Genomic DNA, 16,026 nt, shown 5'->3' with positions numbered 1-16,026 from the left:
TGTTCATTTATCGTTTGGGAATATCTCTTCAGTGGTCACTCGTCCGAGAAGTGTACCAGTACCTCGCGGTACGAATTGAATATCTTCGATTTCGAGACGAAGCCCAGGTACTTGCCTTCCTGGTCGACGACGGGCAGATTCCAGGCCTGGGTGTCGTCGAAGGTCTGCATCACCTGCTCCATGTTGTCCGTGTCGTAGAGGCGGCCGGGGGCTGAGGTCATGAACTTGCTCACTGTGAAGCGGTGGTACAGTTCCTGGCGGAACATGATGTTGCGGATGTCGTCCAGCCGGACAATGCCCAACAGCTTGCCTTCCTGGTCGGTGACGGGGAAGATGTTGCGTTTCGACTTCGAGATGGCCCGCACCATTTCACCCAAGTCCATTTCGGGATGGACCACGACAAAGTCTTTCTCCACTACGTTCTCCACCTTCATCAGGGTCAGTACGGCCTTGTCCTTGTGGTGGGTCAGCAGTTCGCCCTTCTTGGCCAGACGCATGGAGTAGATGCTGTGGGGCTCGAAGACGATGATGGTGAGGTATGCGCTGACAGATACAATCATCAGCGGCAGGAACAGGTCGTAGCCACCCGTGAGTTCGGCGATGAGGAAGACACCTGTCAGCGGGGCGTGCATCACGCCGCTCATCACGCCTGCCATGCCCATCAGAGCGAAGTTCTTCTCGGGCAGGTAGGCCGTCACGTCGAACTCGTTGCTGAAGTGGGAGAAGACGAAGCCTGCGATACAGCCCAGATAAAGTGAGGGGGCGAAGATACCGCCGCAACCGCCGCCGCCGTTGGTGGCGCTCGAGGCAAATACCTTGAAGAGGATGATGAGCATCAGGTAGACGAGCAGCAGGTCGCCGTGACCGTAGAAGAAGGAGTTGTTCATCACCGTGTCCCATTCGGCATTGGTCGTGCCGTTGAGCAGCAGTTCGATGGTGTCGTAGCCTTCGCCGTAAAGCGGAGGGAAGAGAAAGATGAGGATGCTCAGCATGGCACCGCCCACCATCAGTTTCTTATAAGGCTTCTTGAGCCGGCCGAAAACGCCTTCCACCGAGTTCATGGCACGGGTGAAGTACAGTGAAATGAGTCCGCAGAAGATGCCCAGCATGATGACGTAGGGAATGCGACTCAGTTCGAAGGGCTGGTCCAGGTGGAACTGGAACATGGCCTCCTGTCCCGTCACGACGTAGGACACCGTGGCGGCCGTCACGGCCGATATCAGCAGGGGGAGCAGCGACGACATGGTGAGGTCTATCATCAGCACTTCCAGCGTGAAGACCAGTCCGGCGATGGGCGCCTTGAAGATGCCGGCCACCGCACCTGCCGCGCCACAGCCCACGAGCAGCATCAGTGTGCGGTGCTCCATCTTGAAGATACTGCCCAGGTTGGAACCGATGGCCGAGCCGGTCAGCACGATGGGGGCCTCGGCTCCTACCGAACCGCCGAATCCGATGGTGATGGAGCTGGCGATGATGGACGACCACGTGTTGTGCCGCTTGATACGTCCCTGACGGCGCGAGATGGCATACAGAATCTTGGTGACTCCGTGGCTGATATCGTCCTTCACCACATAGCGGACAAACAGCCCGGCCAGGAAAATACCCACTACGGGGTAGACCAGGTACAGGTAGTTGGCCTCGGTCGTGTTGAAGTTTTCCGTCAGGAAGGTCTGTATCCAGTGTATCAGCATCTTCAGTATCAGGGCGGCCAGGGCCGTGAAGATACCAACCAGGAAGCTGAGTATCAGGATGAACCGTTTTTCCTTGATGTTCTTCTCGCGCCAGACGAGGAGCCGCTGCAGCAGATTTTTCCGTTCTCCCTTCATGCTTTTTATTGTCTGATGATTTTTATGACACCGCCTTTGTCCAACTTGATGATGCTCGACGGTTTGGCTTTGCCGGTCTCTTCGCGGCGGTAGTCTACGATATAGTCAACGGCCGACTTGATTTCTTCGCTGATTTCACTGAAGTTCTGTGGCGAAGGCTGTCCGCTGACATTGGCTGACGTAGAAACGATGGCCTTGCGGAACTGCTGGCACAGGCGCTTGGAGAATTCCTCACCTGTGACGCGGATGCCCACGCTACCGTCTTCGGCCAGGAGGTTGGGGGCCAGGTTGCGGGCGCCCGAGTAGATGATGGTCAGCGGCTTGTCGGCCAGTTCGATGAGGTCCCAGGCCACTTCGGGTACATCCTGTACGTAGAAGTCTACCTTGACGGCCGAATCGACCAGCACCAGCATGGCCTTGCTGTCGGCCCTGTGCTTGATTTCGTACACGCGGCGCACGGCCTCCTCGTTGGTGGCGTCGCATCCGATGCCCCAGATGGTGTCCGTGGGGTAGAGTATCACTCCGCCCTCGCGCATCACCTGGCAGGCTTTCTTTATCTCTTCGTTCATCTTGTAAAGTCCGTTTAAAGTGATTCTTACGCAAAAGTAGGCATTTTATTCCATTAAAGGAAGTCCGTCCCTGCTTTTTTGGTTTTGGCGTGGACATTTGGCCGTTTGGCGGATTCTTCTTATCTTGGCAACGTCCCAATCTTCTGTTTATGGGTTTTCGTTGCTATCCGGATGAGTTTTTACAGGTTACAGGTATAAGATTATTCTTTCCTTTTTGCCGTTATTGTTGGAAAAGGGTTACTTTTGCAATAGTTTTTTGACAAGAGCACTTGATAAAACAAAATATGAAAAGGCGGTTGAGAACGATATTTTATTTCTGCTGGCTGCTGGTTGCGATAGGCTTCCTTTCGTGTACACAGCAGGACAGAGGGAACAGCCAGTCGGAGTTGGAAGCCTTCGAGCAGTTCTTTGCCCGACATGCCGACTCCATTTCGACAGCTCCCCGCTGGATGAGGTCCGAAGCTCTGAAGCGGATGGAAGAGGCACACGACAGCCTGGTGAAGTATGACTATCTGTCGCTGACACTGAAGACCTATCTGATGACATCGCAGATGGATTCGGCCTGGCTGGTGGCCCGCAAAATAGACGATTTTGTGGCACATCGGCCTTTCTCGCCTGCTTTGGCCGACTTGAAGTCGGAATGCCTGAACATGAAGGGTAATCTTTGGGGGCGGACAGGTTATATGGACTCGGCCAAGCTGGCTTTCCAGCAGGCTTACGAATGGCGGATGAAAGGAACGCGTACCGACGGGGTCCCGGATATCCTGATGAATCTGGCCGACGCCTGCAACCGTTTGGGGCGTCTGGACGAGGGAGCCATGTGGTACAGAAGGGCTTTATTGCTCTGCGACTCCTTGCAGTTGCCTTCGGAGCGGCGTACTCCCATCTACTATGGTCTGGCCCAGGTCTATGTGGCTTTGCGTGATTTTGACCAGTGTGACCATTACTATAATCTGGCAGGTAAGGAGTATGACCACATGCTTCCGTATGAAAAATACATCTATCTGAACAACCGGGGTACCTCATATTATTATCGGGGAGACAACCGGACAGCCATGACTTACTTCCGAAAACTCATCCATCTGGCTGGAAGCTATCCCGACATGATTTTCGAGCTGAACCTGGGGCGTCTGAATTTGAGCGATTGTTTCCTGCAACTGGCGATGCCCGATTCTGCGGCCCGGTACATGAACGAATGCCGTCCCTTCTTCGAACGCATCGGCCATACGACCGCTCTTTACTATCTCGATACGCAGACCGTCGAAATGGCTTTGCTACGAAAGGACTTCCCGCGTGCATACGAGGTGCTGGCGCATGGAGTGACGCCTGCCGACATCGATCCGGACATGGTACATATCCGCAACCGTTATCTGCAGCAATATTACGAAGAAACGGGCGACTTCCGCCAGGCATACCTTTACCAGAAGAACAACCTGCGCTTGGACGACTCCATCCGTAGCGAACGGGTGCGTATGCATACGGCCGACTTGGCTCTGCGCTATCAGCAGGATTCTACGCTGTTGAGCCATCGGATCATGATACGTGAGGCCGAGAACCAGGTGTTGCAGCTTCGTCAGACACAATTGATTGTGGCCATGGTAGCCGTTGTCTGCCTGCTGCTGGCGGTTTTCCTTTATCTGTACAATAAAAAGAAAAGGGCACTGATGCAGGCCGAGAACCGGCGCATGGTGTCGTCGCTGAGGTTGGAAAATATCCGTAACCGTCTGTCTCCACACTTCATTTTCAATGTACTGAACCAGGAGATGCTGTCGCGCAAGCAGGAGGCGGAAAAGACGGAACTGGCTTCACTGGTCAAGTTGATGAGGCGTAATTTGGAATTGGCAGAACAGGTGTGTGTAACCCTGGAAGAGGAGCTTGATTTCGTGAAAACCTACATTGAACTGGAACGCCGCTCGTTGGGAGCTTTGTTCCATCCGACCATCCGAGTGGCCGATGACGTGTCTCCTTCGCAGGTGCTGCTGCCTTCCATGCTCATCCAGATACCGGTAGAGAATGCCGTGAAGCATGCCCTGAGCGGGAAGGACGGTGACCGTAACCTCTGGATAGACATTGACCGCCATCCGTCGGGCGGTGTGGCTATCCGTATCACCGATAATGGCGGAGGCTATCGTCTCAGCAGTCGGAATCGGGGAACGGGTACGGGCATGAAGGTCATCATGCAGACCATCCAGATATTGAATGCCAAGAATCGTCAGGAAATCGATGTGTCGGTGCACAATGTAAATTTGCCGGATGGCAGTGTGGGCTGTCGGGTCTCGTTCCTCTTGCCGCCGGATTATGATTATCGCCTGTAAAAAAAGAATGTAAGGATAATCCTGTTTTTTGATAGAATAATATAGGATTTTTGACGGATAGTACGAAGCCGGTGTTTTAAATTTTGTTTATCCGTAATAAAATTCTTATATTCGCTTCGAAAACAAGTAGATATTACATGTATACATATAAGGTAGTTATAGTGGACGACGACGAAATTGCTGCGGACAATCTGGCGCTCGAATTGAAGGCGAAGCCTGAATTCTCGGTGGAGGGTGTGGCCCGGAATGCGCGTCTGGCCAAGCGGTTGATAGACAAGGTCCATCCTGAATTGTTATTCTTGGATGTTGAAATGCCTGATATGACCGGTATGGAACTTTTGCAGGACATCCGCGACAGCATTGTCTGGAACATGAGGGTCGTGTTCTATACAGCGTATGACAAATACATGATACAAGCCATCCGTGAGTCGGCCTTCGACTATCTGCTGAAACCATTCCAGCACCAGGACTTGGAGGATATCCTGAAGCGTTTTCTGCAACAGATGCAGATGGGACAGCGGACAATCTCGACTCCTGTCACTCCTTCGGTCAGTGAGACGTTTATGGTCTATACCCCCACTAACGATATGCGGGTGTTGCGGACTGGTGAAATTGGTTTTTTCCGCTATTCGTCAGAGCGTAAATTGTGGGAAGTGATTCTGAATAACGAGCCGCCTTTGACTTTGCGTCGGGGCATGACGGCCGAGCAGATTGTGCATAGTCTTCCCAGGTTTGTTCAGATTCATCAATCTTACATCATCAACATAGATTATCTGATGCTCATTAAGGATAATCACTGCCTGCTGTATCCGCCTTTTGATCGGGTAACGGAGTTGCAGGTCTCCAAAAAATACAAGAAAGAATTGCAGGAACGTTTTTGCTTGTGAAAGTAGGACGGCCAATTATCTATATATTGGTTAGGGAGTCCGCATCGTTGCTTTGATGACGGTGCTTGACGAAAAAAAAGCGTTGGAGAAATGCCTCCAACGCTTTCTTTTTATGTGAGTTTATATCATATCCTCAAAGGGAACGGATATTTACTTGATGTCAATACCTTTGTTGCGCAAAGTTACATTCAGTACTTTGGTGTAGTCAGCATACTGCTTTTCATCCAAAGTCTTTTTCATCAGCTTCAGGTTACCATATACAGCGTTGCGCAACAATTGTTCGCGGTTTTTCTTGGAAGATGTTGCACGCGACATTTCGGCGTTGAAGAATTCGCAGATGTTGGCCACTTCTTCGTGTTGCTTGCTGTCCAGGTTCAAGTACTTGCTCAGCTTGGATACATTGATGTTGCCATCCCACTTGGCTGATTCAACTACCGGTTGGTTACCTGCTGCAAAAGTTGCAGCTGTCAGGCAGAATGCTGCCGCTAATGTTAATCCTAAACGTTTCATAATGCTTTGTTGTTAATCCTAAAAAACTAATCTTTAAATGCTAATACCTATTGAAACTTGACTTTGTGTCAGGTCTCTTTCTTTTTACCGATGCAAATATACGGGCATGTTTTATAACATAAAAACAAATAAGGGGAAAAGTGCTGTTGGGAATGTCATTTCTTGATATAAATCAAAATTAAGGTGTGAAAATGGATGGTTATTCTTTATTTTGTAGCATAATTGTAATAAAATAGGGTGCGCTTGTGTCATATTGTTATAATAACGTGAATTCGATATAAGTAAATAAATATCTCATTGAAAATTAGAAACATAGCGATAAAAGTATTAAATTTATAGTACTCAATTATAACATTTAAACGATTACCGCTATGTTCTCAGAGTCTAAAATTACGGAAATTTATTGTATGGCCGATGATTTTTGCAAGGAATTTGCGTTGCAACAAGAAAAATATATGATTGAAGACAAGAAGGCTAGACATCGTAACAAGCCTAACCGTATGAGCGATGCAGAGATTATGGTGATTCTTATCCTGTTTCACTCGGGCGGTTTCCGCTGCTTCAAGCATTATTACAAGGAATATGTCTGCAAACATCTGAAGCACCTTTTCCCGAGACAGGTTTCCTATAACCGTTTTGTGGAACTGGAGAAGGAATTACTGCTCCCCCTGACCATTTTCATCAAGAAAGTCCTGTTGGGGACATGTACCGGCATCAGTTTTGTCGATTCTACAGTCCTGCGTGTCTGTCGCAACCAACGTATATTGATTCACAAAACATTTGAGGGGCTTGCCGAGCGTGGGAGAAGTTCCATGGGTTGGTTCTTCGGATTCAAATTGCACCTGATAATCAATGACAAGGGCGAAATCCTGAATTTCACGCTCACTCCCGGAAACGTGGATGACCGCGAGCCTCTGAAGCAAGGCCGGTTCCTGGAAAACATAAAGGGGAAATTATGTGCCGACAAAGGATATATTGGCCAGGCTCTGTTCGAGAATCTTTTCCTTAACGGCATACAACTTGTCACCAAGGTCAAAAACAATATGAAAAATTCACTGATGAGCATCGCCGACAAGATCCTGCTCAGAAAAAGAGCCTTGATTGAAACGGTCAATGACGAACTGAAGAACATTGCGCAGATAGAGCATTCCAGACACCGTTCATTCAATAACTTCATTGCAAATACGCTGTCTGCTATCGCGGCATACTGTTTTTTTGAGAAGAAGCCCGCCATTGATGTGAACTTTATCAATGACGGGCAACTGGCTATCTTCTGATTCTTATTTCGAACTCACGTTATAATAAGTAAATGCATGTGAAGAGGAATGTAATCATCAAAAAAGCTGTGCCAAGCGTGGAAGCGGATAGGCTTCTACGTTGTGGCACAGCTTCGTGCAGGTGGATGTGGCCTGCAATTTTTGTGGTCAAGGGCAGGGCTTATCCATGCAGTTGATGGTGCATGGCTGCCGCTGCACGGCGTCCGTCGCCCATAGCCAGAATGACGGTGGCACCTCCGCGCACAATGTCGCCGCCGGCATAGATGGTGGGGATGGATGATTGCATGTCATCGTTGACGGCGATGGTGTTCTTACGGCCCAGTTCCAATCCTTTGACGGACTTGGGTACGATGGGGTTCGGCGATACGCCTACGGCCACTACGGCCATATCGATGTCAAGCGTAACGGTGGCACCAGGAATGGGGACAGGGCTGCGTCGGCCGCTGGCATCGGGCTCGCCCAAAGTCATCTGTTGGAGGATGACCTGCTTTACGGCCCCTTTCTCGTCGGCAATGTATTCGATGGGATTGTGGAGAGTGAGGAATTCGATGCCTTCTTCTTTGGCGTGTTTCACCTCTTCCAAACGGGCGGGCATTTCGGCCTCACTGCGGCGGTAGACGATGTATACCTTTTCAGCCCCCAGGCGTTTGGCTGTGCGGCAGGAGTCCATAGCCGTGTTGCCGCCACCTACCACCATGACACGTTTGGCAGGGTTGATGGGGGTGTCGGTTTCGGGATTGGAGGCGTCCATCAGGTTGACGCGCGTCAGGTACTCGTTGCTCGACATGATGTTCACACTGTTCTCGCCGGGGATGTTCATAAAGTTAGGCAGGCCGGCGCCCGAGGCGATGAATACGCCTTTGTAGCCTTCTTTCTGGAGTTCTTCCACACTTTCGGTCTTGCCGATGATGCAGTCCTTGACGAACTTCACGCCCATCTTCTCGAGGTTGTTGATTTCCACGTCCACGATCTTGTTGGGCAGGCGGAACTCGGGGATACCATATTTCAATACGCCGCCAATCTCGTGCAGGGCTTCGAAGACGGTGACGTCGTAGCCATACTTCACCATGTCGCCTGCAAAGCTCAGTCCGGCAGGACCCGAACCCACGACGGCCACCTTGATGTCGTTCTTGGGGGCCAGTTCGGGCAGGATGATGTTGCCGCTCTCGCGCTCATAATCGGCTACGAAACGCTCCAAGTTGCCGATGGCTACGGCGGGTTCGTTCATCTTCAGGTGGATGCACTGGCTTTCGCACTGCTTCTCCTGCGGGCAGACGCGTCCGCAGACGGCGGGCAGCGAAGAGGTGTGCTTCAGCACGCGGGCCGCCTCGAGAAACTCGCCGCGCTCTACGTTCTTGATGAACGAGGGGATGTTGATGCTGACGGGGCAGCCTTGCATACACGTGGGGTTGGCACAGTCCAGACAACGTTTGGCCTCGGTCATGGCCTGTTCCTTGGTGTAGCCTGTGTTTACTTCTTCCGTGCGGGTGGTAGCGCGGTAGACGGGGTCGAGTTCGTTCATCGGGCAGCGGGCGATGGCGGTGCGTTCCTTCGGCTTCATGCTCTTGCGCAGGGCCTCACGCCAGGGAGCTTTGCGGTCGAGAAGTTCTTCCATCGGGGTGTCGTCCGTCATGGGCCGTGCAGCCGGCGTTACGGCTGGAGAGGCTTCAGCGGGGACGGCATGGCAGACAGATGCCTCCAGATGGCTCATTTCTTCACGTTCCACGTCTTTGAACGATCCCATGCGCTTGAACATCTCGTCCCATTCCACCTGGTGACCGTCGAATTCAGGACCGTCCACACAGACAAATTTGGTCTTTCCGCCCACGGTGATGCGGCAGGCACCACACATTCCTGTTCCGTCGACCATGATGGTGTTCAGTGACACGTCTGTGGGGATGTCGTATTTCTTAGTCAGCAAACAACAGAATTTCATCATGATAGCAGGGCCTATGGCAAAGCATTTGTCCACCTTCTCGCGCTTGATGACGCTTTCGATGCCTTCAGTCACAAGTCCTTTGTTGCCATACGAGCCGTCATCGGTCATGATGATGACCTCGTCCGATGACTTCCTTACTTCATTTTCGAGAATTATCAGTTCTTTGGTGCGTCCGGCCAGGACAGAGATGACGCGGTTGCCCGCCTCTTTCAGGGCCTGGATGATGGGTAGCATCGGGGCTACACCCACACCGCCGCCGGCACATACCACGGTGCCGAACTTTTCGATGTGTGTGGCTTGTCCCAGTGGACCTACTACGTCGAGGATGTAGTCGCCTTCGTTCAACTGGCACAACTTGGTGGACGAGAGGCCCACTTCCTGTACGACCAGCGTGATGGTACCCTTCTGCACGTCGGCGCCGGCGATGGTCAGCGGCATGCGTTCGCCTTTGGTGTCCACACGGACAATGACGAAGTGGCCGGCCTTGCGCGAGCGGGCTATGAGCGGAGCCTCCACTTCGAACTTGAACACTTTCGCTGAAAATTGTTCTTTGCTGATGATTTTATTCATTTCGTTGTTTTTTTGTTGGTATAATTACGTAATTGCTTTCAGATTGATAGATTATACAAAGATACGGCTTATTTGTTAAAATCAAAGAAAGAAGAGGAAGAAAGTTAGGATAAGAGGAGCTGGGAAAGGGTTAAGAAGGGGTTCAGAAGTCAAAAGTAAAGGAGCTAAGCCAATGCCAGGGTGTGCGAAACCCCAGCGTTTGGCTTAACTCCTTTATTCTAAAATCAGAATTCTGAATTCTAAAATGTGAAATCTGAAATCTGTATCTTACTTCGTGCGGATCTTATATCCCGACACACCATAATAGAGGATGAACAGGAAGCACGGCAGGCAGAGCCAGTAGGCTTGCTGGGGGCTGGTCACGTCCTTCAACCATCCGTAGAGGGTGGGGATAACGGCACCGCCGAACATGGCCATGATGAGCAGCGACGAACCGGCTTTGGTGAACTTGCCCAGGTCGGCCATGGCCAGCGGCCATAGGGCAGGCCACATTAGCGAGCAGCCCAGCGCCATGAACGAGATAAAGTAGATGGAGATGTCCTGCGGCGTGAGCACGACGAGCAGCGAGCCGATGACAGCCAGAATGGAGCACACCTTCAGCGCGGCGGCCTGGCTGATGTATTTCGGAATGAAGATGATGCCGCAGATGTAGCCGATGACGATGCCGATGGGGGCAATCCAAGCGTAGTTGGCCGCACCCGGCAGGCCCAGCGAGTTGGCATAATCGACGAGTGTTCCAAGCGAAACGGTTTCAACGCCCACGTAGAGGAACAGGGCGAGACAGCCCAGCAACAGGTGGGGGAACTGGAAGACGGACGTCTTGCCGGCAGCGTAACTCGATGCACTGGAAGTGGTGTCGTCCTCGTCTTCACCTTCAGCCTTCACTTCGGGCAGGGGCGCGAAGAAAGCCATGATGCCCAGGGCAATGAAGGCGCAAATGATGATGATGAAGGGTTTGTTCAGGTCTTCAATGCCGATGAGGTTCACGTCTTTGCCCAGCAACCACACGATGAAGATGGACGGAATGGGCCAAGCCAGCTTGTTGCAGATACCCATGATGCTGATGCGCTTGGCGGCACTCTCCAGCGGACCCAGGATGGTGATGTAGGGGTTGACGGAGGCCTGCAGGTAGGCGTTGGCAGCACCGCTGATGAACGAAGCCAGCAGGAAGAGGCTGAAGCTCTTGTAGTCGGCCGAGAGGATGAACAGGTAGAAGGCTACGGCAAAGATGATGAACGAGAGTGACATCGTGCGTTTGTAGCCGATGGCCTTGATGGTGAGTCCGGCAGGGTAGCCGAAAATAAGGAAGGGGATGAACGTCGCGGCGATAATCAGATAGGAAGCAGCGTTCGAGATGCCCAGCGAACCTTGCAGGACGGGTACGAGCAGTGAGTTGATGCCCAGCGCGAAGCCGATGGCGAAGAACATGATGCCGACGAATGTCAGCGGCAATGCGAAACTTTTGTTTTTTGCATTCATGATGAATAGATTATGGGGTTAGAATTATTTAATTGATGATTGAGAATTGAAAATGAAGAATGAATGCCATCCTTCCATTTTCAATTCTCAATTCTTTATTTTCAATCAATGATGTCGAAGCCGCAGTAGGGAACCAGTGCTTTCGGGATGCGGATGCCCTCGGGTGTCTGGTTGTTTTCCAACAGGGCGGCCACGATGCGCGGCAGGGCCAGGGCAGAGCCGTTCAGCGTGTGGCACAGCTCGGTCTTCTTGTCGGCCGTGCGGTAGCGGCATTTCAGGCGATTGGCCTGGTAGGTGTCGAAGTTGGACACGGAGCTTACTTCCAGCCAGCGCTTCTGTGCTTCGCTATACACTTCGAAGTCGTAGCAGATGGCCGATGTGAAGCTCATGTCGCCGCCGCAGAGGCGCAGGATGCGGTAGGGCAGTTCCAGCTTCTGGAGCAGGCCTTCCACATGGTCGAGCATTTCCTGATGGCTCTGGCGACTGTGTTCGGGGGTGTCGATGCGCACCAGCTCTACTTTCGAGAATTCGTGCAGGCGGTTCAGGCCACGCACGTCCTTGCCGTAGGAGCCTGCCTCGCGGCGGAAGCACTCGGTGTAGGCGCAGTTCTTGATGGGGAGCTGCTTCTCGTCGAGGATGACGTCGCGGTAGATGTTTGTCACGGGCACTTCGGCCGTGGGGATGAGGTAGAGGTCGTCCACCTCGCAATGGTACATCTGTCCTTCCTTGTCGGGCAGCTGGCCGGTGCCGTAGCCCGAAGCGGCGTTCACCACTGTGGGGGGCATCACTTCCGTGTAGCCCGAAGCGCGTGCCTCGTCGAGGAAGAAGTTGATGAGGGCGCGTTGCAGGCGGGCACCCTTGCCTTTGTATACGGGGAAGCCTGCGCCGGTAATCTTCACACCCAGGTCGAAGTCGATGATGTCATACTTCTTGGCCAGTTCCCAGTGGGGCAGGGCGTCTTTGGGCAGTTCGGTCTCCATGCCGCCCATCTTTACCACGAGGTTGTCTTCGGCCGTAGCGCCTTCGGGCACTTCGTCGTAGGGAACGTTGGGGATGGTGTAGAGCAGCTGTTGCAGGTCGTGTGCGGCCTGGTCCATGTCGGCCTGCAGGGTCTTGTTGGCTTCCTTCAGTTCGGCCACACGGCTCTTGGCGGTTTCGGCCTCGTCCTTCTTGCCTTCCTTCATCAGCTGGCCGATGGACTTGGACAGGGAGTTGACTTCGGCGAGGTTGTTATCGAGTAAAGTCTGTGTACTTCTACGTTTGTTGTTCAGGGCCAATACCTGTTCGATGGCCTCCTTGGCATTCTTGAAATGCTTCTTCTCCAGTCCGCGGACTACCGCGTCTGTATTTTCAGTGATTTGTTTGATGGTAAGCATATCTTGTTGGATTAAGAATTGTTTTTTTCGTTTTTTACCCGGCAAAGGTAACTCATTCTTTCCTAAAAAGAAAGGGATGCAACCGTTTTTTGATTGCATCCCTTGTGCCTTTTGTTATATGAGGCAAAAACTTATGCTTCTGCGCTTTCTGCCGGAATGACAGATACGTAACGTCTGTCTTCACGGGTAACCTTGAACTGTACAGTTCCGTCTACCAAGGCGTAGAGAGTGTGGTCGCTGCCCATACCGATGTTCTTGCCCGGATGGAATTCTGTACCTCTCTGACGAACGATGATGTTGCCTGCCTTGCAAGCTTCGCCACCGAATATCTTAACGCCTAATCTCTTACTTGCTGATTCACGGCCGTTCTTAGAACTACCAACACCTTTTTTATGTGCCATTTCTTCTTACTGTTTTAAATTGATTAAGCTACTACTTCTTTGATGTTCAACTCTGTAAACTGCTGACGATGTCCGTTCAGCTTGCGGAAGCCTTTTCTTCTCTTCTTGTGGAAAACGAGGACCTTCTCGCCTTTTACCAGCGGAGATACTACTTCGCAAACTACCTTGGCGCCTTCTACGGTGGGCAGGCCTACGGTTACGTTGCCGTCTTTGTCTACCAGGAGTACTTTTTCAAATTCTACTGTTGCACCTGCTTCTGCATTCTGGATGTGGTGTACAAACAGTTTCTTGCCAGCTTCTGCCTTGAACTGCTGGCCGTTGATTTCTACAATTGCGTACATTTCTTATATATAATGTATAAGTTAGCTCCGTCGGGTGGTCTCCAATCACTTGGAAAGCTCTTTGTCGGACCCGTTTCGGAATAATCGGGCACAAAAGTACGGCTTTTATCCGAGATGTGCAAATGTTTGCCCGATATTTTCGCTTCTTTTTCAACGTGATAGCGGGGCTGGGATGGAGAGGGGCGGAGGGGACGTGCCGCGCTTCGGAATCGGGGAGTGGAAATCTGTGTTTTCCGCTTGGCGTTTCTCGTAGTTTATGTTATCTTTGCAAGGCTTAACTTTTGATTGTAATTTTGGGCTTTATGGAAGAATTTGCTTTGCTCGTGCCTTTGTTGCTGGCTATCGGAGGTCTGGTGGTCGGCGCTTTGCTGAAGTCGTTGTTGCGCCGTTCGCGCGTACCTTATACGGTGGCGTTGTTTGCCGTCGGATTGCTGGTGGGGCTGGCCGACCGATACGGCCTGTTTCGTGCCGTGCCCGAGGTGGGGGAGGCGTTGACGGGGGTGGCCAACATCAATCCCGACTTCATCCTTTACATCTTCCTGCCTGTGCTGATATTCGATGCGGCCTATGAGCTGAATCTGCATATTTTCAAGAAGACCTTGGCCAACGCCACGCTGCTGGCCGTGCCGGGGTTGGTCATCTGCATGCTCCTGACGGCTGTTCTGCTGATGGTCATCAGTCTTGCAGTGCCCGGTTACGGGCAATGGACGTGGCCCTTTGCGCTGATGTTCGGCGCCCTGATCAGTGCTACCGACCCTGTGGCCGTCGTGGCCCTGCTCCATGAGCTGAAGACGAGCAAGCGCTTTTCCACGCTGGTTGATGCCGAATCGTTGCTCAACGACGGCACGGGTATCGTCTGCTTCATGCTGTTCTTCGGTGTCTATACGGCGGCGGGGCAGAGCGAGGTGTCGCCCGTCATGCAATTCGTGCAGGTGGTGGCCGGCGGTGTGCTGCTGGGCTATATGGCTGCCCGTGTGGTCATCTGGTTCATCACCCGCATCAACTCGGAGGCGCTCATCCAGAACAGTGTCATCATCTTTTCGGCCTATCTGGTGTTCATCCTGTCGCAATATTACCTGGGCCTGTCGGGCGTCATCGCCTTGGTGGCTTTCGGACTGACCATTGCCTATGTGGGGAAGCCGCGCCTCAAGCCGCAGGTCAACGAGTTCATGGAGAGCTTCTGGGACTTGCTGACCTACATGGCCAATACGCTGGTGTTCATCATCGTGGGCGTGGTGATTGCCGTCAAGGTGGACTTCACGTGGTCGCACTTCGGCGTACTGCTGCTCATCTATGTAGGCCTGAACGTGTTCCGCTTCCTTATGATCATGATGCTCTATCCGCTGATGAAGCGGCTGGGCTATGGATTGAGTAAGCGCGAATCGGTCATCCTCACCTGGGGCGGCCTGCGTGGTGCCCTGGGCCTGACGCTGGCGCTGATGGTGTCCTATACGCCTGCCATCCCCGAGGACATTCGCAGCCAGGTGCTGTTCTTCACGGCGGGCATCGTGACGCTGACCCTCTGCATCAACGCCACTACCACGCGCTGGCTGCTGGGTAAGCTGGGGCTTATCCATGTGCCCTCGGCTCGGATACTGATGGAGCGCCGCGTGCAGGAACGTATCCGCGAGAGCGGGGAGAAATATTTCGAACGCCTGAAGACCCGCGAACCGCTGGCGGGAGCCAACTGGAAGAAGGTGGCTGGTTACGTGGCTCCGCTTCCCGACAAGGCTCCTCTGTCTGCTGCCCGTTCGCAGGACGTGCTGGCCGAACTGCGTCTGCGGGTGCTCGACCGTGAGAAGGCTTTCAGCCGTGAAATCTACGACGAAGGCATCATTTCGCAGACGGCCTTCCGCCGGCTGATGAACTCGCTCGACGAACTATATGATCACGACGGCACCTATCCGCTGGACCTCCGTCGCTCCATTTTCGACTTCTGCAGCCGCACGCAGGCGCTCTACCGCATGCAGAAGCTGCCCTACTTCAGCCGTTGGACGGGCTTCTACTTCCGCGAGCGCATCATGATCATCTACGACCTGGGCCGCGGTTTCATCATTCTGCAGCGCGAAGACCTGAAGCTGCTCGACGACCTGGCTTCGTCGGGCTTGGTACAACCGTCGCAGACGGGCCTCCTGCAGGCGCTTCGTCGGGAAGTGGAGCACAACATCGAAGGCATGAACCATGTCATCGGGCGCTTGGCTGCCGACTTCCCCAAGGCCTACAACCACGCTCTGACACAAAAAGCCATCCGTATGGTGCTGAGCAACGAACGGCGCACCATCCGTCAGATGCAGGCCGACGGGGTGCTCTCCGACAAGGACGCCGCCCAGTATTTTGCCCGTGTCGACGAGCGGAGCGACGAAGTCAACTCCTTTACTCACACCATTCCTGCCTCCATCCTCCGCTGGTTCTTCCAGCATCGTGGTCGGAAGTAAGTCGTGTCCCATCGCTTTCTTTAGGGGAAAACATCGTTTTTCTTTGGGGAAAGCAGTGCTTTGTCGTGCACTTGTCGGGTTGGTAGAGAAAGGGTTGGCGG

The 16,026-nt window shown here is 52.7% G+C and carries 12 protein-coding genes; 4 read left to right on the top strand and 8 right to left on the bottom strand.

The annotated features are described in order from the left end of the window. Nucleotides 1–35: 35 nt before the first annotated feature. Nucleotides 36–1,826 (bottom strand): chloride channel protein, encoded by a 1,791-nt coding sequence (locus BQ7483_RS12465; RefSeq protein ID WP_072546103.1) that lies wholly within the window; start codon nt 1,824–1,826, stop codon nt 36–38. A gap of 5 nt (nt 1,827–1,831) precedes the next feature. Continuing rightward, nucleotides 1,832–2,395, bottom strand: a complete 564-nt coding sequence (locus BQ7483_RS12460) for an L-threonylcarbamoyladenylate synthase (RefSeq protein WP_022021649.1) — start codon at nt 2,393–2,395, stop codon at nt 1,832–1,834. A 284-nt stretch (nt 2,396–2,679) separates the two neighbouring features. Here BQ7483_RS12460 and BQ7483_RS12455 point away from each other — a divergent pair, with 284 nt between their 5' ends. Together BQ7483_RS12455 and BQ7483_RS12450 are read left to right on the top strand one after the other, a co-directional pair. Further along, nucleotides 2,680–4,710 (top strand): tetratricopeptide repeat-containing sensor histidine kinase, encoded by a 2,031-nt coding sequence (locus BQ7483_RS12455; protein ID WP_407657215.1) that lies wholly within the window; start codon nt 2,680–2,682, stop codon nt 4,708–4,710. A 137-nt stretch (nt 4,711–4,847) separates the two neighbouring features. Next, entirely contained in the window at nt 4,848–5,597 is a 750-nt protein-coding gene (locus BQ7483_RS12450; protein WP_022021647.1) for a LytR/AlgR family response regulator transcription factor, read from the top strand. A 150-nt stretch (nt 5,598–5,747) separates the two neighbouring features. Here the strand turns inward: BQ7483_RS12450 and BQ7483_RS12445 are convergent, their stop codons facing one another. Next, complete coding sequence (locus BQ7483_RS12445; protein ID WP_022021646.1) at nt 5,748–6,107, bottom strand: hypothetical protein; 360 nt, start codon at nt 6,105–6,107, stop codon at nt 5,748–5,750. A 371-nt stretch (nt 6,108–6,478) separates the two neighbouring features. Here BQ7483_RS12445 and BQ7483_RS12440 point away from each other — a divergent pair, with 371 nt between their 5' ends. Beyond that, nucleotides 6,479–7,384, top strand: coding sequence for an IS982 family transposase (locus tag BQ7483_RS12440; protein WP_072546102.1), 906 nt, complete (start codon nt 6,479–6,481; stop codon nt 7,382–7,384). Nucleotides 7,385–7,544: 160 nt separating this feature from the next. Here BQ7483_RS12440 and BQ7483_RS12435 read toward each other — a convergent pair whose 3' ends face one another. The 5 genes from BQ7483_RS12435 to rplU form a co-directional block, all read right to left on the bottom strand. Continuing rightward, entirely contained in the window at nt 7,545–9,893 is a 2,349-nt protein-coding gene (locus tag BQ7483_RS12435; protein ID WP_022021645.1) for a bifunctional dihydroorotate dehydrogenase B NAD binding subunit/NADPH-dependent glutamate synthase, read from the bottom strand. A 267-nt stretch (nt 9,894–10,160) separates the two neighbouring features. Further along, a complete protein-coding gene (gene gluP, locus BQ7483_RS12430; RefSeq protein ID WP_022021644.1) occupies nt 10,161–11,372 on the bottom strand; it encodes a glucose/galactose MFS transporter in 1,212 nt (403 codons plus the stop codon). Between the two features lie 101 nt (nt 11,373–11,473). Continuing rightward, nucleotides 11,474–12,748 (bottom strand): serine--tRNA ligase, encoded by a 1,275-nt coding sequence (gene serS, locus BQ7483_RS12425; protein WP_022021643.1) that lies wholly within the window; start codon nt 12,746–12,748, stop codon nt 11,474–11,476. Between the two features lie 131 nt (nt 12,749–12,879). Then, a complete protein-coding gene (gene rpmA, locus BQ7483_RS12420; protein ID WP_022021642.1) occupies nt 12,880–13,149 on the bottom strand; it encodes a 50S ribosomal protein L27 in 270 nt (89 codons plus the stop codon). 23 nt (nt 13,150–13,172) lie between these two features. Beyond that, complete coding sequence (rplU, locus tag BQ7483_RS12415; RefSeq protein ID WP_022021641.1) at nt 13,173–13,490, bottom strand: 50S ribosomal protein L21; 318 nt, start codon at nt 13,488–13,490, stop codon at nt 13,173–13,175. Nucleotides 13,491–13,792: 302 nt separating this feature from the next. On the opposite strand from rplU, the gene BQ7483_RS12410 reads away from it, so the two are divergent. Continuing rightward, a complete protein-coding gene (locus BQ7483_RS12410; protein WP_072546101.1) occupies nt 13,793–15,925 on the top strand; it encodes a cation:proton antiporter in 2,133 nt (710 codons plus the stop codon). Nucleotides 15,926–16,026 lie beyond the last annotated feature (101 nt).

The sequence above is a fragment of the Mediterranea massiliensis genome, from assembly GCF_900128475.1.
GTDB classification, from domain to species: domain Bacteria; phylum Bacteroidota; class Bacteroidia; order Bacteroidales; family Bacteroidaceae; genus Bacteroides; species Bacteroides massiliensis_E.
Note: the sequence above shows the minus strand (reverse complement) of the source record. Positions and strands in the feature narration are given on the sequence as shown.

Bases quoted from the DNA above. Each gene is read 5' to 3' on its own strand.
- BQ7483_RS12465 (WP_072546103.1), bottom strand. From the start codon at position 1,826: ATGAAGGGAGAACGGAAAAATCTGCTGCAGCGGCTCCTCGTCTGGCGC.
- BQ7483_RS12460 (WP_022021649.1), bottom strand. From the start codon at position 2,395: ATGAACGAAGAGATAAAGAAAGCCTGCCAGGTGATGCGCGAGGGCGGA.
- BQ7483_RS12455 (WP_407657215.1), top strand. From the start codon at position 2,680: ATGAAAAGGCGGTTGAGAACGATATTTTATTTCTGCTGGCTGCTGGTT.
- BQ7483_RS12450 (WP_022021647.1), top strand. From the start codon at position 4,848: ATGTATACATATAAGGTAGTTATAGTGGACGACGACGAAATTGCTGCG.
- BQ7483_RS12445 (WP_022021646.1), bottom strand. From the start codon at position 6,107: ATGAAACGTTTAGGATTAACATTAGCGGCAGCATTCTGCCTGACAGCT.
- BQ7483_RS12440 (WP_072546102.1), top strand. From the start codon at position 6,479: ATGTTCTCAGAGTCTAAAATTACGGAAATTTATTGTATGGCCGATGAT.
- BQ7483_RS12435 (WP_022021645.1), bottom strand. From the start codon at position 9,893: ATGAATAAAATCATCAGCAAAGAACAATTTTCAGCGAAAGTGTTCAAG.
- gluP (WP_022021644.1), bottom strand. From the start codon at position 11,372: ATGAATGCAAAAAACAAAAGTTTCGCATTGCCGCTGACATTCGTCGGC.
- serS (WP_022021643.1), bottom strand. From the start codon at position 12,748: ATGCTTACCATCAAACAAATCACTGAAAATACAGACGCGGTAGTCCGC.
- rpmA (WP_022021642.1), bottom strand. From the start codon at position 13,149: ATGGCACATAAAAAAGGTGTTGGTAGTTCTAAGAACGGCCGTGAATCA.
- rplU (WP_022021641.1), bottom strand. From the start codon at position 13,490: ATGTACGCAATTGTAGAAATCAACGGCCAGCAGTTCAAGGCAGAAGCT.
- BQ7483_RS12410 (WP_072546101.1), top strand. From the start codon at position 13,793: ATGGAAGAATTTGCTTTGCTCGTGCCTTTGTTGCTGGCTATCGGAGGT.